General features: G+C 41.8%; 22 protein-coding genes. 13 read left to right on the top strand and 9 right to left on the bottom strand.

From position 1 onward, the window contains the following. Positions 1–93: 93 nt before the first annotated feature. From FD725_RS21905 to FD725_RS21875, 7 genes are all read right to left on the bottom strand, one after another. Positions 94–618, bottom strand: a complete 525-nt coding sequence (locus FD725_RS21905; protein WP_179050101.1) for a GNAT family N-acetyltransferase — start codon at positions 616–618, stop codon at positions 94–96. Between the two features lie 7 nt (positions 619–625). After that, the gene (locus tag FD725_RS21900) at positions 626–1,087 is read right to left on the bottom strand and encodes a GNAT family N-acetyltransferase (RefSeq protein ID WP_179050100.1); all 462 of its coding nucleotides are present in this window, start codon (positions 1,085–1,087) and stop codon (positions 626–628) included. 161 nt (positions 1,088–1,248) lie between these two features. Continuing rightward, positions 1,249–1,977, bottom strand: a complete 729-nt coding sequence (locus FD725_RS21895) for an HAD family hydrolase (RefSeq protein ID WP_256871698.1) — start codon at positions 1,975–1,977, stop codon at positions 1,249–1,251. Beyond that, positions 1,974–2,498, bottom strand: coding sequence for a GNAT family N-acetyltransferase (locus FD725_RS21890; protein WP_179050099.1), 525 nt, complete (start codon positions 2,496–2,498; stop codon positions 1,974–1,976). The genes FD725_RS21895 and FD725_RS21890 overlap by 4 nt, the downstream gene beginning before the upstream one ends. Before the next feature lie 282 nt (positions 2,499–2,780). Next, on the bottom strand, positions 2,781–3,122 hold the full coding sequence (locus FD725_RS21885) for a ferredoxin family protein (protein WP_179050098.1): 342 nt from the start codon (positions 3,120–3,122) through the stop codon (positions 2,781–2,783). A 13-nt stretch (positions 3,123–3,135) separates the two neighbouring features. After that, positions 3,136–4,806: an FAD-binding protein gene (locus tag FD725_RS21880; protein ID WP_179050097.1), complete on the bottom strand. Its 1,671-nt coding sequence runs from the start codon at positions 4,804–4,806 to the stop codon at positions 3,136–3,138. Between the two features lie 387 nt (positions 4,807–5,193). Beyond that, the gene (locus tag FD725_RS21875; protein ID WP_179050096.1) at positions 5,194–5,961 is read right to left on the bottom strand and encodes a sulfite exporter TauE/SafE family protein; all 768 of its coding nucleotides are present in this window, start codon (positions 5,959–5,961) and stop codon (positions 5,194–5,196) included. 522 nt (positions 5,962–6,483) lie between these two features. On the opposite strand from FD725_RS21875, the gene FD725_RS21870 reads away from it, so the two are divergent. The 11 genes from FD725_RS21870 (at position 6,484) to FD725_RS21825 (ending at position 18,350) form a co-directional block, all read left to right on the top strand. Beyond that, on the top strand, positions 6,484–7,821 hold the full coding sequence (locus FD725_RS21870) for an LLM class flavin-dependent oxidoreductase (protein WP_179050095.1): 1,338 nt from the start codon (positions 6,484–6,486) through the stop codon (positions 7,819–7,821). An 83-nt stretch (positions 7,822–7,904) separates the two neighbouring features. After that, positions 7,905–8,153, top strand: a complete 249-nt coding sequence (locus FD725_RS21865) for a hypothetical protein (RefSeq protein ID WP_179050094.1) — start codon at positions 7,905–7,907, stop codon at positions 8,151–8,153. Between the two features lie 403 nt (positions 8,154–8,556). Then, the gene (locus FD725_RS21860) at positions 8,557–10,923 is read left to right on the top strand and encodes a response regulator (protein ID WP_179050093.1); all 2,367 of its coding nucleotides are present in this window, start codon (positions 8,557–8,559) and stop codon (positions 10,921–10,923) included. Between the two features lie 144 nt (positions 10,924–11,067). Continuing rightward, positions 11,068–14,436 (top strand): PAS domain S-box protein, encoded by a 3,369-nt coding sequence (locus FD725_RS21855; protein WP_179050092.1) that lies wholly within the window; start codon positions 11,068–11,070, stop codon positions 14,434–14,436. Between the two features lie 544 nt (positions 14,437–14,980). Beyond that, a complete protein-coding gene (locus FD725_RS32645) occupies positions 14,981–15,154 on the top strand; it encodes a hypothetical protein (RefSeq protein WP_256871697.1) in 174 nt (57 codons plus the stop codon). Positions 15,155–15,350: 196 nt separating this feature from the next. Then, on the top strand, positions 15,351–15,647 hold the full coding sequence (locus FD725_RS32640; RefSeq protein ID WP_256871696.1) for an Rpn family recombination-promoting nuclease/putative transposase: 297 nt from the start codon (positions 15,351–15,353) through the stop codon (positions 15,645–15,647). Positions 15,648–15,665: 18 nt separating this feature from the next. Next, positions 15,666–16,205 (top strand): hypothetical protein, encoded by a 540-nt coding sequence (locus FD725_RS32635; RefSeq protein ID WP_256871695.1) that lies wholly within the window; start codon positions 15,666–15,668, stop codon positions 16,203–16,205. A 179-nt stretch (positions 16,206–16,384) separates the two neighbouring features. Then, entirely contained in the window at positions 16,385–16,759 is a 375-nt protein-coding gene (locus FD725_RS21840; protein WP_179050091.1) for a response regulator, read from the top strand. A 226-nt stretch (positions 16,760–16,985) separates the two neighbouring features. Continuing rightward, positions 16,986–17,423: a hypothetical protein gene (locus FD725_RS21835; RefSeq protein WP_179050090.1), complete on the top strand. Its 438-nt coding sequence runs from the start codon at positions 16,986–16,988 to the stop codon at positions 17,421–17,423. After that, positions 17,420–17,716 (top strand): Mo-dependent nitrogenase C-terminal domain-containing protein, encoded by a 297-nt coding sequence (locus tag FD725_RS21830; RefSeq protein WP_179050089.1) that lies wholly within the window; start codon positions 17,420–17,422, stop codon positions 17,714–17,716. Before FD725_RS21835 ends, FD725_RS21830 begins: the two co-directional genes overlap by 4 nt. A 160-nt stretch (positions 17,717–17,876) precedes the next feature. Continuing rightward, on the top strand, positions 17,877–18,350 hold the full coding sequence (locus FD725_RS21825; protein WP_179050088.1) for a CRR6 family NdhI maturation factor: 474 nt from the start codon (positions 17,877–17,879) through the stop codon (positions 18,348–18,350). A gap of 100 nt (positions 18,351–18,450) precedes the next feature. On the opposite strand, the gene FD725_RS21820 is transcribed toward FD725_RS21825, so the two are convergent. Beyond that, positions 18,451–19,410 carry a glycosyltransferase family 9 protein gene (locus FD725_RS21820; protein ID WP_179050087.1) on the bottom strand — a complete coding sequence of 320 codons (960 nt, stop codon included), beginning with the start codon at positions 19,408–19,410 and terminating at the stop codon, positions 18,451–18,453. Positions 19,411–19,569: 159 nt separating this feature from the next. On the opposite strand from FD725_RS21820, the gene ispD reads away from it, so the two are divergent. Both ispD and scpB read left to right on the top strand, forming a co-directional pair. Beyond that, positions 19,570–20,259, top strand: coding sequence for a 2-C-methyl-D-erythritol 4-phosphate cytidylyltransferase (ispD, locus tag FD725_RS21815; protein ID WP_179050086.1), 690 nt, complete (start codon positions 19,570–19,572; stop codon positions 20,257–20,259). Between the two features lie 196 nt (positions 20,260–20,455). Then, positions 20,456–20,995 (top strand): SMC-Scp complex subunit ScpB, encoded by a 540-nt coding sequence (gene scpB, locus FD725_RS21810; RefSeq protein ID WP_179050085.1) that lies wholly within the window; start codon positions 20,456–20,458, stop codon positions 20,993–20,995. Positions 20,996–21,000: 5 nt separating this feature from the next. Here scpB and FD725_RS21805 read toward each other — a convergent pair whose 3' ends face one another. Next, positions 21,001–21,960: an alpha/beta fold hydrolase gene (locus FD725_RS21805; RefSeq protein WP_179050084.1), complete on the bottom strand. Its 960-nt coding sequence runs from the start codon at positions 21,958–21,960 to the stop codon at positions 21,001–21,003. Positions 21,961–21,994: the final 34 nt, after the last annotated feature.

Raw genomic sequence — 21,994 nt, 5'->3', positions numbered from 1 at the left:
AAAAATGGCATCAGGGTACAAGGTGAGACAGCGCTGCCAGAGGGTTTCTCAAGGGATGATAGCGCACTGAGGCTTGGGGAAACAACCCCAAATTCATGGAGAGCGATCGCTAATTGTTAAGCGATATAATAAATGGGGTAAACTTGCATGGACAATTTGGCGATCGTATTGAAAACCCAACTTTTCCATAACTCTTTGTGACGCTTTGTTAGTCGTTAGAGTCAAGCAAATTATCTCCGGTAACTTGAGTATTTCCAAACCAATTTTTAATATTTCTGCACCCATTTCTGTTGCTAAACCTTTACCCCAGAATTTAGCTATCACAGCGTAAGCTAATTCTACCTCATCATTGCCTTCTATATTGGTATTCCGAAGACCAGCACGACCGACAAACTGATTGTTAACTTTGTCTCGAAATACCCACAAACCGAATCCAAAACATTGCCAATGATGCAAGTTATTGAAAATGAAAAGTCTTGTTGCTTCGCTAGAATAAACACCACCTAAAGTTGCCATCACTTGTGTATTTTGGTGCATATGATAAAGTTCATGCAAATGTTGAAAACGTAAGCGTTCGGCAAATAAACGAGGTGTAGAAAAGGTTTCTATTAACTGCATATTTTTACTAAAGCAATTGTTTCTGAAAAGCTAAAGACTGTTTTATATTGATGTAGCCAATTTTTTCATAAAATAAATGTGCCTCTTTGCGTCTAACATTAGAACGTAATATAACGGCTTCACATCCAACTAGAGAAGCCCATTGTTCAATTTGTTGCATTAAAATACGTCCAATTCCCTTGTGCCGATAATCTTTGTCAACAACTAACCCTAAAAGCATCGCTTGAGTGGGAATAACTAATAAATCACTAACATGAGCGTGCGCCCAACCAATAACATATTCATTTTCTAAAGTGGCAACATATACAATATGAGCATCATTATTTTGAATTTTAGTAAGTCGCTGCTCTGTTTGTTGATTTGTCACGGAATATCCAAGTTGTTCACAAAGATTCGTAATTCGTTGTGCGTCTCTAATATCAGCTTGTCTAATTTTAATTTGCTTGCCTACAGTGATCTTATTTGTCATAACTTTAAATTATAATTATTTAATTATCCACCGTGGCGCGGATGAAACGATAGCCTAAATCAATCTCTGTCAAATTGTGAATATCTCCATATTTTTTAGTCCATTCTCCAGTACTTAAATCTGCTGCTCACATCTTTTAAATAGGTTTCAACCAAAATTAATTATTTAAATAATTCCAGCAATTTTAAGAGTTTGTTTATCATAAATTTTGGTTTAACTTCTGGTGCTAAAGCTAGATTTTTTCTGTTGTAATAGCAAAAATCAATATTCACTTGCATTGCTCCCGCATAGTCATGATTGAGAGAATCCCCAACGTAAAGTACTTGTGCTGGTTTTAAATCTAATTTTGATAACGTATGATGAAATATTTCAGGAGATGGTTTAGCAAACCCAATTGCTTCCGAAACTACAATTTCCTGGAAAAAGTGGTCAATTCCCGCAGCTTTCATTCTGGGTACTTGTGCTGATACAAAACCGTTTGTGATGACGGCTAATCGATAACTGGGTGCGAGAAAAGTTAGCACTTCATCTACATCGGGTTCTGTTATAGCTGAATTATTGAAAATATGCCAAAAGCTTTGACTAAGATGGTTAGTTTTATCTGTTTTTATTTTTAAATGAGCAAGTGTACTTTGATAAGACATCTCAATTATTTTATGAGGAGAAAACACATCTCGTTGTCTCCAATACTGTGAGTTATAAGTTTCAAACACTTGCAAAAAAGTAGTTTCACTTATTTCATGTAAATCTAAAGATATTGCACAAACTTCTAACGCATCAAGAATGGCTTGACGTTCGCATAGCTCAAAGTTCAACAGTGTATTATCTAAATCAAAAATTATTGCTGAATAACCCATTGTAATTTTATCAAGCTCAAATAAATTTGTCATAAATCAATCCAATAACGAGAAATTACTTTGTCCGAATTTTCCCATAATCCCTCACTTGTTAATTTACCTTGATTTTTCTGAATTATACGGGCAGAAGCAAGATTATCCTGGTCACAAGTCAAAAGAACGCGACTTAATCCCATATTTTTAGCTTTCTCTAAAGTCATAGCGAGTATTGTTGTACCATATCCTTTACTTCTCTGGAGAGGACGAATCATATATCCAATATGTCCTCCTCGATGTTCTAAAGTAGGTACTAGCCAGTGACGCAATTGGCTTTCGCCTAGAATTATTTTACTGTTCATCACTAACCAAAAATTTGTCGCCGGCACAAAACCCGGCTTTAAATTAATACCTTGGGAATTATTTTCTAAATATTGAATATAGGTTGAAAAATCTTCCTGGATTAACGTCAAGTTATTTTGATCGAACATACGAAACTCACCAGCTTGCTGATATTCAGCAACCAGATCGAGAAACTCTAAATGTAAATTGTAAGTTGGGGTAATTAGTTCCAGCATTTCAGATAAAAAAACTTTTTAGCGATGAATTTTTGTTGAGTTTCAGAAACTTTCACCCAATTATAGAAGATGGCGATCGCATCATCACTAAAAGGTTCTTCCGAATGATTGCGTCAGGAAGCTAAAACCACGATAAATCGATAGATTTACCGTGGTTTAATTATAGATCATTGCCCAGTTACAGTTACAATACAAGTACTGAGGAAGTAAAGTATACGTAACTCAAAACGCCTCTGGATATTGCTGAAGATAAATTGCGATCGCCTCTTCACCCTAATGGAATTAACTTTGATAAGGGCGTGGCAATTGACGTAGTTTATGAGCAGTATCTAATTCACTATTATTTTTTCTACCATATCCCCAACCCAATATCCGACGATATTCACCCATAATGCCACTTTCAATTAACTTATCTTCATTGACTGCAACCTCGGTATGAGATTGGGGGGCAACATAAAGCGCATCCGCCGGACAATATGCCTCACACATAAAACAAGTTTGACAATCTTCTTTACGGGCAATTACAGGTGGTTCGTCGGGAACTGCATCAAAGACATTAGTAGGACAAACTTGAACGCACAGATTGCAATTAATACAGAGTTTATGGCTGACAAGCTCAATCATGATATTGCTCCTGCTACAAATTTGATACAACAGGTGTAGTTTGAGTTGTTTGTAATGGTGCTGAGGCCAGAGTATCCGTAATCCAATCACGCCGTACCCATAGCTTATCTAAGCCGCCTGTGGCTTGATAATAACGTTGGTGGGGATCAGTCTGGAGATAGTCTACGCGGATATGTTCGCTGCGAGTTTCCGTGCGGTGTAAAGCACTAAAATATGCCCATCTCGCTACAGCTGTGAGCGCAACGGCCCGACGAGAAAATTCTATATCGCGCACAGTATCTTGTTTGGGACTTTTTTGTACCTGTTGCCACAGAACTTCTAGTTTGGCAAGAGAATCGAGAAGTTTTTGCTCAGAACGCCAGTAATTTTTCTCTAACGGGAACATCTGCGCTTGGACACCGCTTACAATCTCCTCACTATCAAATTTTTGAGACGCAGGAGAGTTTGAGCGCAATCCCACTTGACCAGCTGCACGTGCAACCCTTTCATTTGCACGTGCGCCCAGACTCTTGGCAAAAGCAGCAGCGCCTTCTCCAGCCCATTGTCCTGTAGAGATTGCCCAAGCAGCATTAGGGCCACCACCACCAGAAGCTAACCCTGCTAAAAACTCCCGCGATGCTGCATCACCAGCCGCAAAAAGTCCAGGCACTTTTGTCGCACAATGATCATTGACAATCCGAATTCCACCCGTACCTCGGACTGTACCTTCTAAAATCAGGGTTACAGGTACTCGCTCCGTATAGGGATCAATGCCAGCTTTTTTATATGGTAGAAAAGCGATGAAATGAGACTTTTCAATCACTGCTTTAACTTCAGGTGTAGCTTGATCTAAACGAGCATAAACGGAACCTTTCGTCAGAGCATCAGGGAGGAACCCAGGATCGCGACGACCATTGATATAACCACCAAGATCGTTACCTGCCTCATCAGTATAACTAGCCCAGCCAAAAGGAACACCCCTCGTCACCGTAGCATTAAAAGCCGTCGAAATTGCATAGTGATTGGACGCTTCCATACTGGAAAGTTCACCACCAGCTTCTACTGCCATCAGCAGTCCATCACCTGTATTAGTATTGCAACCTAAGGCTTTACTCAAGAACGCACAACCACCATTTGCCAAGACCACCGCACCAGCACGAACGGTATAGGTACGATGGTGCTGCCGTTGCACACCTCTTGCTCCTGCCACTGAGCCGTCTTCAGCCAATAAAAGCTCTAAAGCCGGACTTTGGTCGAGAATCTGCACACCAGAACGCAACAGGTTTTTCCGCATTACCCGCATATATTCTGGGCCATAATAACTCATGCGCACAGATTCCCCATTTTCCTTGGGAAACCGATAGCCCCATGTTTCTACTAGGGGCAAACTGAGCCAAGTTTTTTCGATGACACGCTCAATCCAACGTAAGTTAGCTAGCTCTTTTCCTGCGCGATAACGCTCTGATACAACTTTGTCCCAATTCTCCGGAGAAGGAGCCATAATCCCATTGCCACTGGCCGCAGCTGCACCGCTTGTACCCAGAAAACCTTTATCAGCAATGATGACTTTGACACCTTGAGATGCTGCTGCCCATGCTGCCCACGCAGCAGCAGGGCCGCCACCAATTACCAGCACATCAGCACTTAGTTGTAGTTCATTTTCTGTTAGCAATTCCTTTTCCTCCTGCTTGGCAGTCAGTTTCATACTTTGTTACTGCGAATGGCTTCTACAGGCAAAATCTACACGCTTGCATTTCTGCTAGTAATTCGTCATTAATGCCATCTTCGACAATGAGCTACTATACTGGCGTGTTTTGCTTATCTGTTTTTTTGTTGATTGAATTGCGTTAGCGGTAGCGATAACTGAGTTATCGCTAATTTGTTTGTGACTAATCAATGCTGCTTTGTCTAAGTTTGCATGATATTTACAAAGAGTATGTACAGCACATCACAAATAGTATCATACTCTAATTATTAGTTTTTCTAACAATAAGTAGTGCAAGTTAATTTTCTATCTGGCTGAAACGGTTGTGGCGCAAAAATCTTTTAGGGACAGCCGTCTTCATCCCCTACACCCTTCTTGTTGACATCACTATTTCTTGAAGAAGAAGTAGGAGGTCATTGCAAAACCAACAACCGTTACAAACCGCTTCACCCACTTTGGGTCTAACTTACGGGCATAGTAAGCGCCACTGTAACCTCCTGTCACCGATCCTGCCATCATTAGTAGCGCTTGTGGCCAAGCAACAATTCCAGCTAACACAAATGTAATAACCGCAAAACCATAGGTACAACTAATTAACAACAGTTTCAGAGCATTCATCTCATGTATTTGCTTTATTCCCAGTATTTGTAGAGTAGCAAGGATCAAAAAACTAATGCCTAAACCGTAAAATCCACCATAAACAGCAACAAAAAAAAAGATAAAAGCTACTTTCAGCAGATGATACCAGTTGGCTTGGTCTACTTCTGTAGGATTGCTCTGTAAGCGAGTCGTAATGGAATTGCCGAAAGTAAAGAGCAACATGGATACCAGTAGTAGATACGGTACAAGTCGATCGAATGTTGCAGTTGGAGTGTAAAGAAGCAATATTGCACCCAATATTCCACCAACTAAACTCACGCCACTCAAAAGCCAAGAGAGACGCAGATGATTCTGCAATTCTTTGCGGTAGGCAGCAACACCTACAATATGACCTGGCCAGGAAATGACTGTGCTTGTTGCATTCGCACTGATGGGAGATAAACCAACAAGTATGAGAGTTGGAAAGGTGATTATCCCGCCTCCACCCGCAACAGAATTTAAGGCTCCGCACACCCAGGAAATCGGAAACAGAACACAAGCCTGTGCAAAAGTCATATCTATTGAATAAAGCTAGGAAAACTTTAGAATCTTATATTTAGCGTTTCGGTAAATCAACTTCATAACTAGCATCAATCAGTTCATCTGGCGCATTGAGAGGGCCAAAGTTACCCCCAACAGGCGACCAAATACCGTAGCGTGGTTTTGACATTGTCTATCTCCAGATTAATTAAATAGGAACTGGGGAAATACAGAATCTACCTACTCCCTTGTTTTTTATCCTCATATATGCAAATCTCATAAAATACTACTACAAATCTACCGATTTAACGTAGAATACTTCAGCTACAAAAGTAAAGTTTTAATGCCGACTACAAAGGTTCGAGAAAGCTATGTCTGAACTACGCTATGGGATTTGGATTCCTGTTTACGGTAACTGCGGCGTAATGAACCATCCTCTTGAACCTCGTGATGCTAGTTATTCACGAGCCAAGAGCCTGATTTAGTTGGCCTGCTGAAAAAGTCTGATAGCGAGGACAGGGAACAGTTTTACCCTGATATTGATAATACGGAGGAATAATGAGCAAAGCGAAGCAATTGAAACTTGGTGCATTCATGCGTCCAGTAAGCATACATACAGGGGCTTGGCGTTATCCTGGGGCTTTGCCTGATGCTAATTTCAACTTCTCAGCACTGAAAAAATTCATCCAAAAACTAGAACAGGGCAAGTTTGACGCATTCTTTATGGCAGATCACTTAGCGGTGCTAAATATGCCAATCAACGCCCTGAAACGCAGTCATACTGTCACCTCATTTGAGCCATTTACTCTGCTTTCTGCCCTCGCTACCGTCACCGAACACATCGGACTAGTAGCTACCGCTTCTACAACCTATGACCAGCCTTACCACATTGCTCGCCGCTTCGCCTCCCTCGACCATATCAGTGGTGGTCGCGCTGGCTGGAACATCGTCACCACAACCAATCCAGACGCAGCACTTAACTTTGGTTTAGAAGAAGAGATAGAACATGATGAACGCTATCGGCGGGCTAGAGAATTTTATGATGTTGTCACAGGTCTTTGGGATTCCTTTGCTGACGATGCGTTTATTCGAGACGTGGAAGCAGGGATCTATTTCGACCCTGACAAGCTTCACGTTCTCAACCATCAGGGAAAATATCTCTCAGTGCGGGGGCCATTGAACATTGCTAGACCTGTCCAAGGCTGGCCAGTAATCGTTCAGGCTGGTGCATCCGAAGCCGGACGGCAATTAGCTGCCGAAACCGCCGAGGCTGTGTTTGCACCTGCTGGTAATCTGGAGGCTGGTAAGGCTTTATTTGCAGATATTAAGGGACGCGCCAGGGCAATTGGACGTGACCCTGAGAGTATAAAAATCCTGCCAGGAGCTTTAGTTATCGTAGGGGAAACTATCGCCGAAGCACACGCCAAGCGTCTTTATTTGGATAGCCTAGTACATTATGACAGTGGGATTGCTAGCCTCAATGGTGCGCTTGGCTACAACGTGTCGGGTTTTGATCCGGATGGCCCCTTGCCCGAAATCCCACCGACTAATGCTGGTCATTCTTCACGAGAAAGAGTAATAGCCCTAGCGCAACGTGAGAATTTGACTATTCGACAACTGGCGCAACGCATTGGTAGTTACGGGGGGCTGGCTTTCGTCGGCACACCACAAGCGATCGCCGATGAGATGGAACAATGGCTATTGGAGGAAGGTTCTGATGGTTTTAACATCATGTTCCCTTTTCTGCCTGAAGGATTGGATGATTTTGTAGACAACGTTGTGCCAGAACTCCAACGGCGCGGTATCTTCCGCAAAGAGTATGAAGGCAAGACACTGCGCGAAAACCTCGGACTGGCGCGCCCCGCTAACCGCTTCTTCCAGACAACTGTCGTATAAGTACAGCTTCAACAGGTATATAAAGTTACTTTTGGGGGTGGGTGAACGCGATAGCGATCGCATTCTGCCTTAATGGTAAATATATGTTTCATGACACAGAAAGAGAATTATTAGATGGAGAGGATTGGTTATTTGGGCAGCAGGCTCATTTACCACATGATCTCGAATTATCAGATCAGCAAAAAGATGAAATATGTGATGTCTGGGAATTACCACTACAAGAATCTACTGATCATGAACTTATTCCCCAGGGAAAGATAAAAAAGGTTGAGGTTTTGAGTAAGTTAAAAAGTTTTTGTTTAAAAGCGATCGCCCAAAAAATCACTTTTTAAGAGTCCAGTAGGCTTGTAAGTATACCGTATTTTACTGATCTGCTGCTGGGAAGATTGCACAGACTATTTTTAGATCAGTTATTTGACGGGATTAGACATCTGGTAGAAATTAATTCTACGTTGCCCGAAATCCTTGTAGAGACTTTGCAGTGCAACGTCTCTACATTCATTTTCACCAGATGCCTATTGGTAGATAAATGCAGCCAATGATACATGACAGCTGACACGCGAAGCTTCATAAATTACGTAGCTTGCTTCTCGCCTTTGGCGAGTATTACGAATTACAAATTAGTCATGAGGTAAAGTGAGTTAGCCTGATGATGTAACTTTCCTACAGTCTTTACATAGAGTTATTTATTTTTTTTACAATTGATTAGATACTGATTCGCGGTGATTAACCGCTATGAGAATCCTTTTAGTAGAAGACGATGAACTTGTTGCTGAATCACTGATCAAATCGCTGACAAGTCAACATTATGCCGTTGATTTTGCCAAGGATGGACAGGAAGGCTGGGATTTAGCTGAGTTATTTACTTATGACTTAATTTTGCTAGATTTAGTATTGCCTAAACTGGACGGACTTAGTTTATGTCGGCGATTACGAGCGAGTGGTAATCAAACACCAATTCTGTTAATAACTGCCCAAGACACCAGCACCATTAAGGTGACTGGCTTAGATGCTGGTGCAGATGATTATGTTGCCAAACCTTTTGATTTCCAAGAATTATTAGCACGAATTCGAGCTTTATTACGTCGTGGTGGTTCAGCTTTACCACCGCTATTGGAGTGGCAAAACCTCCAACTTGACCCCAGTACGTGTGAGGTAAGTTGTGATAGTAATATATTACACCTGACACCAAAAGAATACGGTCTTTTAGAACTTTTTCTGCGTAACAATCACCGCATATTCAGTTGTAGTGCTTTGATAGACCATTTATGGTCATTTGAAGAACCACCAACAGAAGATACAGTTAGATCCCATATCAAAGGATTGCGGCAAAAGCTGAAAGCTGCGGGTGTAACTGAAGATCCCATCGACACGGTTTATGGAATTGGGTATCGGCTTAAGTTAACACCTACAGTTAAAAAAGAAGAACCTCCAGAGATAGAAGTACCAGAACACTCAGTAGACAAAGTCATGAGTTTTTCCTCTGGGATGCCAAATCAGCTAGTGACGGGAGTCAGTCAAGTTTGGCAAGAGGTAGTGGAGAAACTAGAAGAAAGGGTAAGTGTGATTGAGCAAGCTGCTAGTAAATTGCTACAAAGTAAACTGAGCGAGAAAGTGCGATCGCAAGCCAAACTAGAAGCACATAAATTAGTTGGTTCCCTGGGAATGTTTGGTTCTGATACAGGTTCTCGTCTCGCTCAAGAAACAGAATCCTTGTTAGAACAGGGCAATACCTTGAAAGCCCCAGCAAAACAGCATTTGGGACAAGTAGTAACAGCATTGCGCCAAGAATTACAACAGTTAAAAACTGGGTATAAAACGAAACTATTTGTTGGCAATAAATTAGTAGATGAACGTCCTTTACTGTTGATTATTGATCAGGATCAGGAATTTGGGGAACAGTTAGAGAGAGAAACGAATACTTGGGGTTTGAGGGTACAAATTGCCCCCGATGCGATCGCTGCTAGGCAATTAATTGCTGAAAATTCCCCCAGCTTTGTCCTGATGAATCTTGCTGTCGATGCGCCACAAGAAGCGCTGAATTTAATCACCGAACTGAGCTACTTAACACCTCCTGTACCAGTTGTCGTGCTGACTACTCAAGGTAGTCTGTTAGATCGGGTAAAAATTGCCCGTTTGGGTGGACGAGGCGTGTTACAAAAACCCATAGCGCCAATGCAAGTTTTAGAAACAGTCAATCAAATATTACAGCAATCTCGTGCTACAGAAGCCAGGGTCATGGTTGTAGATGACGATCCGCAAATACTGACGGCACTGCAAAAATTACTGAGTCCTTGGGGTTTAAAAGTATACACCTTAGATAATCCTCTACGCTTTTTAGAAGCCCTGGAACTGGCAGAACCAGAACTATTAATTTTGGATGTGGAAATGCCGGGGGTTAGCGGTATAGAATTATGCCAAGTTATTCGCAATGAACCGCAGTGGAGCAACATACCAGTTTTATTTCTCACGGCTCACGGTGATACAGTTACAAGACATCAAGTATTTGCGGCTGGGGCTGATGACTACATTAGTAAACCCATTGTTGAACCAGAATTAATGACAAGGATTCTCAACCGCTTAGAACGGACAAGATGGTTAAAGAATCTAGCAGAAATCGACACCTTAACGCTAGTAGCCAATCGCCGCAAATCTACACAAGATTTAAATCGCTATCTGCAATGGAGCCATGAACATCATCAGCCCCTCTGCTTTGCTATTGTCCAACTAGATGAATTGAAGCAAATTAATTATCAGTATAGTCATGTCGTTGGCGATCGCGTCTTATCTCGACTAGGAGAATTGTTACGGCAAATGTTCCATGCTCAAGATGTAGTCGGACGTTGGGGAGGTACAGAGTTTATCGTCGGTATGGCTGGGATGACCAGACTTGAAGGAGTACGTAGACTTGTAGAGGTGCTAAAAAGTTTTCGCCAAATGGAATTTACTACAGGTAATACGCAAACTTTCCACGCCACTTTTACCGCCGCAGTTGTGGAATATCCCCAAGCCGGAGACAATCTCAAAGCACTCTACCAAGCAGCCGATAAAGTACTAAATGAAGCAAAAGTAATGGGTAGAAATCGAGTGGTTAGTCAATAGTCAATGGTCAATAGTCATTAGTCATTGGTCAACAGATTCTCTTCTTGTCCCTCACTCAGCACGGGCTAAACGCCCCGCTACCGCTAACAGCACTCCCTCACTCAGCACTCATCACTCTCTCACTCAGCACTCTTAAAAACCTATATGTTAGAACTATTACACTCAATTTTTATTTCCAGTCCTTTTGTGCCGCATGGGCATTGCTATCTGTGGAATCCAGGGTTGGTGTGGTTACATTTGTTATCTGACACTATAATTGCGCTGGCTTATTACTCGATTCCTTTGACGTTGTTTTATTTTGTCAAGCAGCGTCAAGATTTTCCTTTTATCAGGATTTTGTTACTCTTTGGTGCTTTTATTGTTGCTTGTGGCACTACTCACATTATGAATGTGTGGACGCTTTGGTATCCTACTTATTGGCTATCTGGGTTGATTAAAGCAATTACGGCGGTGATTTCGCTGTATACAGCATTTATTTTAGTGGATATTGTGCCAAAAGCGCTGGAATTGCCTGGTACAGCAGAGCTAGAAGCTGCAAATCAAAAACTGCAACAACAAATTAGTGAACGTCAAATAGCAGAACAGGCGCTGCGTGAGAGTGAGAGAAGATTTCGGGCTATCTTTGACCAAACCTTTCAAATGATAGGGCTATTACAACCCAATGGCATACTTTTAGAAGCGAATCAAACTGCGCTTAATTTTGCGGGCATTACTGAAGCTGATGTCATGGGGAAACCGTTTTGGGAAACTGACTGGTGGACATTTTCCCTAGAAACACAAAATCAATTAAAAAATGCGATCGCTCAAGCTGCTTGTGGAGAATTTGTCCGTTATCAAGTAGATATCAGAGGTGCTGGTGATAGATTTGCCACGATTGACTTTTCCCTCAAACCTGTGTTTGATGAAACTGGGCAAGTAGTATTATTGATACCCGAAGGTCGTGATGTTACCAGTCGCAAACAAGCCGAAGCTGCATTACGTCAAGCCTATGATGAGTTAGAACTACGTGTCCAAGAACGTACTACAGAGATAGTCGAGTCTAACGCAGCATTACAAGCGGAAATCAAAGAGCGTCAGCGCATTGAGTCGGAACTCAGAGACACTACAAGGCTACAACAAGCCATTTTAGATAGTGCCAACTACACAATTATTTCCACAACAAAAGACGGCATTATTATGACATTTAATGCTGCTGCTCAGAAGTTTTTAGGATACACACCCCAAGAAGTAGTTGGTAAAAAAACGCCGATTATCATCCACGATTGGGATGAAGTAGTCCAAGCATCAAAAGAGGTATCTCAAGAACTGGGGATAGAGATTGAGCCTGGATTTGAGACATTTGTGGCCAAATCTCGACTAGGACAAATTGCAGAAAGAGAATGGTCTTATATTCGCAAAGATGGTTCCCGCTTCCCAGTGCTGTTGTCAGTGACACCTTTGTATGATGCTGAGAACAATATTACAGGTTTTTTGGGTATTGGTAGTGATATTACCACGATCAAACGAGCAGAAGAAGAACTACGTCATTTAAGCAAAGCTTTAGAGAGTGCAGTAGAGGGTATATCGCAGTTAGATACACAAGGGCATTACATCAAAGTCAATCCAGCCTATGCCAACACAGCAGGTTATCAACCAGAAGAAATGATTGGCATGGAATGGCCTGTGACTGTCCATCCAGAAGATATGGACAAGATGATTGCTGCTTATCAACAGATGTTGAAAAATGGCAAAGTCGAACTAGAAGCTAGAGCCATCCGTAAAGATGGTTCAGTGTTTGATAAACAAGTAGTGATGATTACAGCTTATGATCAACAACAGCGATTCATTGGGCATTATTGCTTCATGAAAGATATTAGCGATCGCCGAGAAGTCGAAAGGCTCAAAGATGAATTTGTCTCAGTAGTTAGCCATGAATTGCGTACTCCCCTCACTTCCATTTCTGGTGCGTTAGATTTGCTGGCAAGTGGTGTTCTAAGAGCCGATTCTGAAGATGCCCAAAGAATGTTAAATATTGCAGCGAATAATACAGATAGATTAGTTCGTCTCATCAATGACATCCTCGATATTGAGCGCATTGAGTCAGGTAAAGTCCAAATCACCCCTCAAACTTGTAATGCTGCCGATTTAATGAATCAATCGCTCGAAATTATCGCTGAAATGGCAGAACAAGCCGAGGTAAAAATATCTGTTTCATCAGTATCGGCTCACCTCTGGGCTGATCCTGATCGCATTATCCAAGTTTTTACCAACCTCTTGAGTAATGCCATTAAATTTTCACCTCCAGGTTCTATTGTTTCAGTGAGTGGTGAATTAATAACTGGGGAAAATCAGCACAAAACTAACCGAGGAATCAATCAGGGCAAAGAATTGACGACTCCTCTTGCCAACAACATCAGCGAAAAACGTTATGTTCTATTTCGAGTCAAAGACCAAGGCCGGGGTATCCCAGATAATAAACTTCAATCCATCTTTGAACGTTTTGGACAAGTTGATGCCTCAGACTCTCGGCAAAAAGGAGGTACAGGTTTAGGTTTAGCGATTTGTCGCAGCATCTTACACCATCACGGAGGAGAAATCTGGGCTGAAAGCACCTTGGGCGAAGGTAGCACTTTTTTCTTCACCCTACCAATTGTTTCAGGAGAAGACGATGAGGGGACAAATCAATTCAAAATTCAAAATGACGCTCGCGGACTCGCTAACGCTGCGCTAACAAAATTCAAAATGAAAGAAGGGGACAGGGACAAGGAGATCATTTATTCCTCTCCCCCCCCACACCCTTTAATACTGCAATGTGACGATGATCCCTCAGTTCGGGCTGTTGTGAAAACTATGCTAGAACGGCAAGGTTACAGGGTGATGACAGTCGCATCAGGACAAGAAGCAATAGAACAAGCAACATTAAACCAGCCTGATGTGATCTTACTCAACTTAGTGATGCCAGAGATGGATGGTTGGGAAACCTTAGCCATTCTCAAACAGCAACCACAGACTCAAAATATTCCCGTGATTATCCTCAGTGGTGTTTCACCGGAAACGAGTCATAGTATTCCCGATGACGTGAGTGCTTGGATTATCAAACCGCCAAACGTGAATTTATTGTGTCAAGCTTTAGAAAAAGCTACAGCCAAACCACAACAAAATATTAAGGTACTAATAGTAGAAGACGATCCAGATTTGGCACAAGTGTTAATTGCCATGTTTAATCGCCACGGTACAACTACTTTCTCTGCCCAAACAGGACGAGAAGCTATACAAGTTAGCCAAAACCTGATCCCTGATTTGTTGGTGCTAGATTTAGGATTACCAGAATGTGACGGTTTTGCTGTGGTAGATTGGTTACGCCAGCATCAAAAGATGTGCCATGTGCCATTAGTAGTTTACACAGCTCGTGATTTAGATGAGAGCGATCGCCAAAAACTAAAACTCGGACAAACACTCTTTCTCACCAAAGGACGCATTAACATATCAGAGTTTGAACAGCGAGTGATTAACTTGCTAGATCGAATAATTTAAACGAGTGATGAGTGAGTAATGAGTGCTGTAAAGTCCTTCTCCTCAAGGAGACGCTACGCGAACGGGCATGGCTGCGCCTAGAGCGGAAGCGGGGCGATGCAGCCCGTGCTGAGTGAGGGAGTGAGGGAATGAGTGAGAGAGATTTTTGTAGTGACCCTTGCTACAAAGCGGTCTATGATGACCAAGGTTGGGACGGTCTACTACTTCTCTTAAGATACAAGGTTGGGGAGCCACTCACGTGGGCGGGTTCCCCGACTTGAGTGAAGTGGCGTTGGAGGCACAAGTAGTATCTTGGAAACACAATGAGTAATTAATATTGTGCCGTAACCCAACGAGAGATAATATGAATTGTAGAGAATGATTCAATATAGAAAAAATATTAACAATTAATTTTGTTCTAGAGTTTTAGAGGCATTTATAGTAGAAATATTTTCTGTTTTACTAATAGGATTTGCTGGGTTCCACTGTGTTCCAGCCAACCTACGGGAGATGGCGATAAGCAAAGCTTAAGCCTTCGGCTATCGCGTTTTCTTGCAGAATCAACATGACGACAGACTCAAGGAATTTAAAAGTGAATTTTTATGAACTTTTACAAGAAATTAAAAGAAGACCAGCTTTGTATTTAAGTAGAAAAAATATTTTTGATTTTCACTCATTTCTTCAAGGTTATGAAATAGCACGAATAAATCTTGGATTTACTAAAACTGAAGAGAAATAGAGTTTGATGACTTTTTAGAGTGGCTAAGAGAAATATGTCCTGTAAAAACACATCATACATGGTCTAATTTAATACTGTTTTACTCAGCAGATGAACGCGATGCTTTGGATAAATTATTTGCATTGTTTGATGATTACCAAGCACAAAAGCATAATGAAACTGAAAATGATGCCGGGTCAAAACAGGAGAAAAAATTATGATCGACCATGACCGCTTGTTCAAAGAATTAATATCTACATTTTTTGTTGAGTTTTTAGATTTATTTTTGCCTCAAGTAGCCAGCCAAATAGACCGAGATTCTATTCAATTTTTACCCCAAGAAGTTCTTACTGATGTCACCTCTGGAGAAAAAAAGGAAATTGATTTGCTGGCTCAGGTGCGTTATCAACAGCAAGAAACTTATTTTTTAATTCATGTTGAAAATCAGTCTTACACCCAGACAATATTAGCTAAAAGGATGTTTAAGTATTTTGCTCGGCTGCATGAAAAATAGGATTTACCGATTTATCCAGTGGTGATTTTCTCTTTTGATGAACCGAAGCGTCCTGAGCCACACAATTATCGCGTTACTTTCCCTGATTTAAATGTACTGGAGTTTCAGTTTGCAGCTATTCAATTAAATCGTTTAAGTTGGCGAGATTTTCTTACACAGCCAAATCCAATAGCAGCAGCTTTGATGTCAAAGATGAATATCTCCAAAAAAGAACGCCCGCAAGTAAAGGCAGAATGTTTGCGGCTGCTGGCAACTCTAAAATTAGATCCAGCCCGAATGCAATTAATTTCTGGGTTTGTGGATATGTACTTGCGCTTGGATGCAACTGAAGAGCAATCTTTCCAAGCGACCATCAGTACAATGGGGTTAACTGAGCAGGAGGAAATTATGGAAATTGTTACTAGTTGGCAACAGGAAGGCGCACAAAAAGCTTTAGAGAAAGTAGCGATAAATTTACTGCGCGAGGGGATGGCAACTGAGACAATTGTACGTGTAACAGGGTTAACTTTAGAGCAAGTGCAGCAATTACAGACACAGCCTCAACAAAACAATAACTAGATTTTGTCGATTAAGCACCCAAGGTTGGGACGGTCTACTACTTCTCTTAAGATACAAGGTTGGGGAGCCACTCACGTGGGCGGGTTCCCCGACTTGAGTGAAGTGGCGTTGGAGGCTTTGCGTAACCCAACATTCTGATCTCTAATGACTAATGACTAATGACCAATGACCAATAACCAATGACGACCAAAAAAATTCTAATTATTGATGATGAATATGATATCCGAGCAGTGGCTGAACTAGCGCTGAAGGCAGTCGGGCTTTGGCAAGTGTCAACAGCTGCATCTGGTAGCGAGGGAGTAGCTAAAGCAATAGCTGAACAACCAGATGTAATTCTTTTAGATGTGATGATGCCCGACATGGATGGAATCGCTACTTTTCAGGCTTTAAAAGCCAATCCCGTCACTCAACAAATTCCTGTGATTTTGTTGACAGCAAAGGCACAAGCCTCTGAACAAAGGCGATTTGCAGAATTAGGAGTTCGCGCCATCATTACCAAACCCTTCAAAGTGATGACATTGCCAACTCAAATCTCTACCGCTTTAGATTGGTAGCCTGGAAAAAAAATCTCTATCTTTAGTCGTATCTCCACAACTTCTGCATTTTTCAAGTTTAAAGTTAGAAGCAACTAGGAAACTAACACGTGGATAGTAGTTTTACCAAGAGGTGTATCAATAATTCTCTCTTACCAAGCTCTAGTTTTATCCTCAAAAAACTAAACTACTAACTTCCTGGTGAAAAATAGGTTATCTAGTTGTTTTTACCTAATATCTTAGTAAAATGAACGAGCTAGAATTATTCCATTTTCATCTTGAAAGAGCTATTTATATTTTTAATTTCCAAGATAAACAGCTCATTGAAACCTGGATAAATCAGTTAAATCATAGTTTGGAAACTGATTATATTGAAGCTTGTCTAACCGCAGCTATTTTAGAACTTTCCAGTACACATTCTGATACCTTTCACTGGATTGTAGATAATTTAACTGACTGTAAAGCTTGTGTACAACTACTGGAAGCTGTCACCAGGTTTGCTCTCAAAAAGCTGATTCAACATGGGTTTATTCCCGGTCAAGATTTCAGTTTTACGGCTGATGGCAAAATCTTACTGATGGAAAATACCAAAAATTTAATTATCCAAGATGCTGCACCGACAGACGGTCTCTTACTAGAAAAAGTCTTGTTAACCCCACAACAAAATCACTTATTCGTGACATGATGTCTAATATTACATTCACTTTCATCTCTGTTGTCAATCTGCTACTGCAACCAATTCGTCAATGGCTAGAATCTCTAAAAATTGAAGACTACCGATTTGCACTGTGGGTTTGCACAATTATTCCTGCTAGCTGTCCATTTGAACGAGAAATCAAATTTGGCGATCGCACTATCGTTTACATTCCGCCTCTATGTAAACTCAATCCTTTTTACGAACAACTAGTCGAAATTCGTTTCAAAGCCTTAACTTATCTAGCCGACACCTGTGGTGAAGATGTTACACAGTTTTGTTAGAAGAGTGCTGAGTGCTGAGTGCTGAGTGCTGAGTGCTGAGTAAGAAGTATGTTCCCTTTTAATCTCCACTCCCCAAAAAAAGATAGCGTTAGTTCCAGAAAGCTGGTACTGTGGATTCTCAAGCCTACTACTGAGCAAACAATAAGTAGCTGTTGAGTCCATGACAATCACGATCGCACTCAATACTAACGCCGTCAACAGTCTTGATTTATCAACTGCACAAGCGGTAATAAGTCAAGTACTGCAAGAGGAAGTTATTACTTCCTACGAACAACAATTGCATTTTGATATCGACTATCCCCTAGAACCAGGCGATCCCCGCGAATTGTCAGAAATTCCCGAATTAAGGCTGTGGTTTGTCCGGTTGGATGCAAAATATCCCTGGTTGCCATTTTTACTGGACTGGAAAGCCGGAGAACTGGGACGTTATACGGCGATGCTTGTACCTCATCAATTCAGTTCTAAAGAAGGCATCCAGTATAATCCCGAAGCTTTAGAAATATTTTTAATGCACAAGATATTTATTTTAAGCGACTGGTTAAAGCAACAAAATATACCCTGGCAATCGCGTCTCAAGTCAATGGCGCAAATGCTGGGTTACGAATTGGAAGATGCTTTTTTCGAGATGATTTGAGGTTGAGGAGGGACAAGGAGACAAGGGGACAAGGAGACAAGAAGAAAATTACTTAATTACTCTTTCTCCCCATCCCCCACTCTCCCCATCCCCAAAGATTTCAACCGCCCCAGATTTTTTCCAGGACGGTTTTGGGTGAAATATCAGCCACCCTGGCTGTCGGAGATTTGATACCCAGGAATTTATCGCTTTTTGGCAATAACCTGGCTGGATCTGTGGGGCCGACTAGGGCAATGGTATAAGTTTGGACTGCCACACTTAGGTGTAGTGGTGAACTGTCGGTAGTCAACATCAAGTTAGCGCCGCCAATCATTGCAGCCAGTTTACCCACATTATCAGGGGAAGTTACTTTAATGTCTAAAGATGAGTCTCTGAGCGATCGCACAAATTGCTCATCATCAGGGCCTTGAATGACAACCACGGGTAAATCTGGTTGTTTGTATCGAAAGTCTTGAATTATTTCCTGCCAGTTTTCCACAGGATAGATTGTATCAGCAACTGGAGATGGAGATATCCAGCTAGAGCCGCCGTGAATGAGGACGTAACCTGTTTCACTCACACCCAAACGTTTTTGCTCGTTTTGCGCCCAGTCAATGTCTGGTTTCGGCACATTTACAGCCAATTCTGGACTAGGACTTTTTATACCTAATGGTTCTAGCAAATCGTGATAAACTGCTGCTCCATATTGGGACGGTTTAAACGGGACAACATTGGTGAAAAATGCTGCTCCTTTGCCCTGGTAACCGATACGTGTGGGAATTCCTGTTAACCAGAGTAACAGTCCCACTAACCAGCTTTGCCCCACAGCAATGGCGACATCATACTCGCGATCGCGAATTGTGCCGACTAGGTTACCCCAATCTGCTAGGCTATTACGGTCTTTGTAATCGAAGGTCAGTACCTCATGCACTGACTTACTCACCCGGTAGGCTGCTTTTGACCGGGGTTCCACAACAACATCCAACTGAGCGTTTGGGTAATAGCGCTTCAGATCGTCTAGAGTCGGAAAGAAGAGAATTTGATCGCCAATTCCGCCAGGTACAAGGGCTACTACTCGCATAATATTTATTGACGCTTACTCGCTCCTTATTTTAGGGGAATAAGGGGAATTCAAAATTCAAAATTCAAAATTCAAAATTAAGTCACTTTGAATTCATAATTTGGAATTGGGGGATCACGAAAGTTTTCTGTATGGTAGTCCCTTAATGTTGAGGAAACTGTGTATTTATTAATTCCTGCTGCCGGTGTTGGTAAAAGAATGGGGAGTCATCGCAATAAACTCCTCTTGGAGGTGCGATCGCAACCTCTCATCGCTTGGACTCTGTTAGCTGCACAAGCAGCAGAGGAAATCAGTTGGATTGGGATTATTTCTCAGCCAATAGACTGGCCTGACTTTAAAACGATTCTTGCCGATTTAAAGCTGACTAAACCAGTGGAATTTATCATTGGTGGTTCCACTAGGCAGGAATCAGTTTATCACGGCTTACAAGCGCTGCCAAAGGAAGCAGAACAGGTTTTAATTCATGATGGGGCTAGATGTCTGGCAACGCCAGATTTACTCAACTCCTGCGCGCAAGCTATTCGTCAATGTGCTGGTTTAATTGCTGCTGTCCCAGTCAAAGACACGATTAAAGTTGTTGATGCACATGGCATAATTCAAAGTACACCCGACAGAAGCAATCTCTGGGCAGCACAAACTCCCCAAGGATTTAATGTTCAGTTATTGAAACAGTGCCATGACCAAGGTGTTCGCCAAGGTTGGGAAGTAACTGATGATGCGGCTTTGTTTGAAAAGTGCGGTATGGAAGTGCGAATTGTGGAAGGTGAGGAAACAAATCTCAAAGTCACTACTCCCCAAGATTTAGCGATCGCCGAATTTATTCTTGGTAGTCGAGATTTGAAGGTTTAGGGGTGTAAGGGTGTGGGAGTGTGGGGAGAAGCTTTCTGATAACCAGCTTAAATACTCTTGACTTACAAGCCAAAAACAAGTATAATCCCACACACTTATGAACAGTGGATCATGAGAACTAGACAACAGTCAACGCTCAGTTACTAATGACGAATGACTATTGACTCTTGACTATTGACCATTGACTCTTGAATAAATGATTACACTCACAGCAACTAACACAGCAACTAAGATAGAAGCGATTCTCTACTTGAAAGGTAAGCCGTTGTCGGTCGGTGAAATTGCCGAGTATGCCGCCTGCGATCGCGCCACTGCCGAGGAAGGTATTATTGAGCTAATGGATAGCTATGCTCACAGAGATAGCGCCTTGGAAGTGATCGAAACCCCAGATGGTTATAGCCTGCAATTAAGGCCAGACTTCCAGGACTTAGTACAAACGCTGATTCCTGTAGAATTAGGGCTAGGTGCATTACGAACATTGGCAGCGATCGCTCTCAATAGTCCCATACTCCAAAGCGATTTGATTAACCTGCGTGGTTCTGGAGTATATCAACACGTTCCCGAATTAGTTGAACTCGGTTTCGTTCGCAAACGTCGAGATAATGAATCTCGTTCCTACTCACTACAAGTAACACCAAAATTTCATCAATATTTCCAAATAGAACAACTACCCCAACCCTTTGAACCAGATCAAAAGCAACAGCAATTAGAGTTAAACCTGGAAACAGAAGTTTAAAGGTTTCAGATAATATCTTTATGCTCTTGTATTGACGCAGTAATTAACTGTTGAGAATCTCCAAAAAACCTGCTCATCCAGTCTAAAATTGCTTGGTTTACCTGTTCTGGACATTCATCATGAGGACAATGCCCCACATCTTCTAAGTTGAGTAACTCTAACTTTTCGTTGTATTGAGCAAATTGGTTAGCCAGAATGGGTGGGACAAAGCGGTCTTTTTGCCCCCAAATTAGCAGCATAGGAATTGTTAAATTTGGTAAAATTGCTTTGACATTAGGACTAAAATTAACACCGATCGCCGCCTTAAACAAAGCACTAAAAGCACGCGCTGAACCCCTATCTTGAGGAGGCCCCGCTAAAATCTCAATCAGTTCATCAGTAATAGCATCGGGATTAGCATAGGCCAAACCAGCCCAGCGACGTAAGATACTTGGCCGACGGACGAAGTAAAATACAGGTTTTAAGAATAATGGTGAAGCGACAATATTTTTAATTGTCTTTACTACTGGTCTGAGGAGAGGCGGAATCATTTCTTGCTCTAATGATGGATCAGGTAGACTCATCATCACAATCCCTTTCACCATATCGGGATGAGCCGCAGCCGCAGCCAGAGAAATCAGTGAACCATTGGAATTACCTATTAATACCACTGGTTGACCAATAAAAGCTCGCCAAAAATCATATACCTGCTCCACCCAAAGTTCGATGCTGTAATTGGCTGGGGCTTTTTCCGAACCACCAAAACCCAACATATCTAGAGCATAAACTGTGTGAGATTTACCTAAAATTTCTAAGTTATGTCGCCAATGACCAATAGAAGCCCCAAAACCATGTAATAGTATCAGAGGAGTATTTTCTGAGCAATTTTGGCTAGCGCGGATGTAGGTATAACGAGTCTGCCACCCCCGCCAAACCCAATCCCTCTGATTTCCCACCCGTTCTCGCCAGTGAATCGTAGTAATCACACTTCCCCCCATTTCAGCAATTTACCTTCTATCT

The sequence above is a fragment of the Nostoc sp. TCL26-01 genome, assembly GCF_013393945.1.
Lineage (GTDB): Bacteria > Cyanobacteriota > Cyanobacteriia > Cyanobacteriales > Nostocaceae > Trichormus.
Note: the sequence above shows the minus strand (reverse complement) of the source record. Positions and strands in the feature narration are given on the sequence as shown.

Bases quoted from the DNA above. Each gene is read 5' to 3' on its own strand.
- FD725_RS21905 (WP_179050101.1), bottom strand. From the start codon at position 618: ATGCAGTTAATAGAAACCTTTTCTACACCTCGTTTATTTGCCGAACGC.
- FD725_RS21900 (WP_179050100.1), bottom strand. From the start codon at position 1,087: ATGACAAATAAGATCACTGTAGGCAAGCAAATTAAAATTAGACAAGCT.
- FD725_RS21895 (WP_256871698.1), bottom strand. From the start codon at position 1,977: ATGACAAATTTATTTGAGCTTGATAAAATTACAATGGGTTATTCAGCA.
- FD725_RS21890 (WP_179050099.1), bottom strand. From the start codon at position 2,498: ATGCTGGAACTAATTACCCCAACTTACAATTTACATTTAGAGTTTCTC.
- FD725_RS21885 (WP_179050098.1), bottom strand. From the start codon at position 3,122: ATGATTGAGCTTGTCAGCCATAAACTCTGTATTAATTGCAATCTGTGC.
- FD725_RS21880 (WP_179050097.1), bottom strand. From the start codon at position 4,806: ATGAAACTGACTGCCAAGCAGGAGGAAAAGGAATTGCTAACAGAAAAT.
- FD725_RS21875 (WP_179050096.1), bottom strand. From the start codon at position 5,961: ATGACTTTTGCACAGGCTTGTGTTCTGTTTCCGATTTCCTGGGTGTGC.
- FD725_RS21870 (WP_179050095.1), top strand. From the start codon at position 6,484: ATGAGCAAAGCGAAGCAATTGAAACTTGGTGCATTCATGCGTCCAGTA.
- FD725_RS21865 (WP_179050094.1), top strand. From the start codon at position 7,905: ATGTTTCATGACACAGAAAGAGAATTATTAGATGGAGAGGATTGGTTA.
- FD725_RS21860 (WP_179050093.1), top strand. From the start codon at position 8,557: ATGAGAATCCTTTTAGTAGAAGACGATGAACTTGTTGCTGAATCACTG.
- FD725_RS21855 (WP_179050092.1), top strand. From the start codon at position 11,068: ATGTTAGAACTATTACACTCAATTTTTATTTCCAGTCCTTTTGTGCCG.
- FD725_RS32645 (WP_256871697.1), top strand. From the start codon at position 14,981: ATGACGACAGACTCAAGGAATTTAAAAGTGAATTTTTATGAACTTTTA.
- FD725_RS32640 (WP_256871696.1), top strand. From the start codon at position 15,351: ATGATCGACCATGACCGCTTGTTCAAAGAATTAATATCTACATTTTTT.
- FD725_RS21840 (WP_179050091.1), top strand. From the start codon at position 16,385: ATGACGACCAAAAAAATTCTAATTATTGATGATGAATATGATATCCGA.
- FD725_RS21835 (WP_179050090.1), top strand. From the start codon at position 16,986: ATGAACGAGCTAGAATTATTCCATTTTCATCTTGAAAGAGCTATTTAT.
- FD725_RS21830 (WP_179050089.1), top strand. From the start codon at position 17,420: ATGATGTCTAATATTACATTCACTTTCATCTCTGTTGTCAATCTGCTA.
- FD725_RS21825 (WP_179050088.1), top strand. From the start codon at position 17,877: ATGACAATCACGATCGCACTCAATACTAACGCCGTCAACAGTCTTGAT.
- FD725_RS21820 (WP_179050087.1), bottom strand. From the start codon at position 19,410: ATGCGAGTAGTAGCCCTTGTACCTGGCGGAATTGGCGATCAAATTCTC.
- scpB (WP_179050085.1), top strand. From the start codon at position 20,456: ATGATTACACTCACAGCAACTAACACAGCAACTAAGATAGAAGCGATT.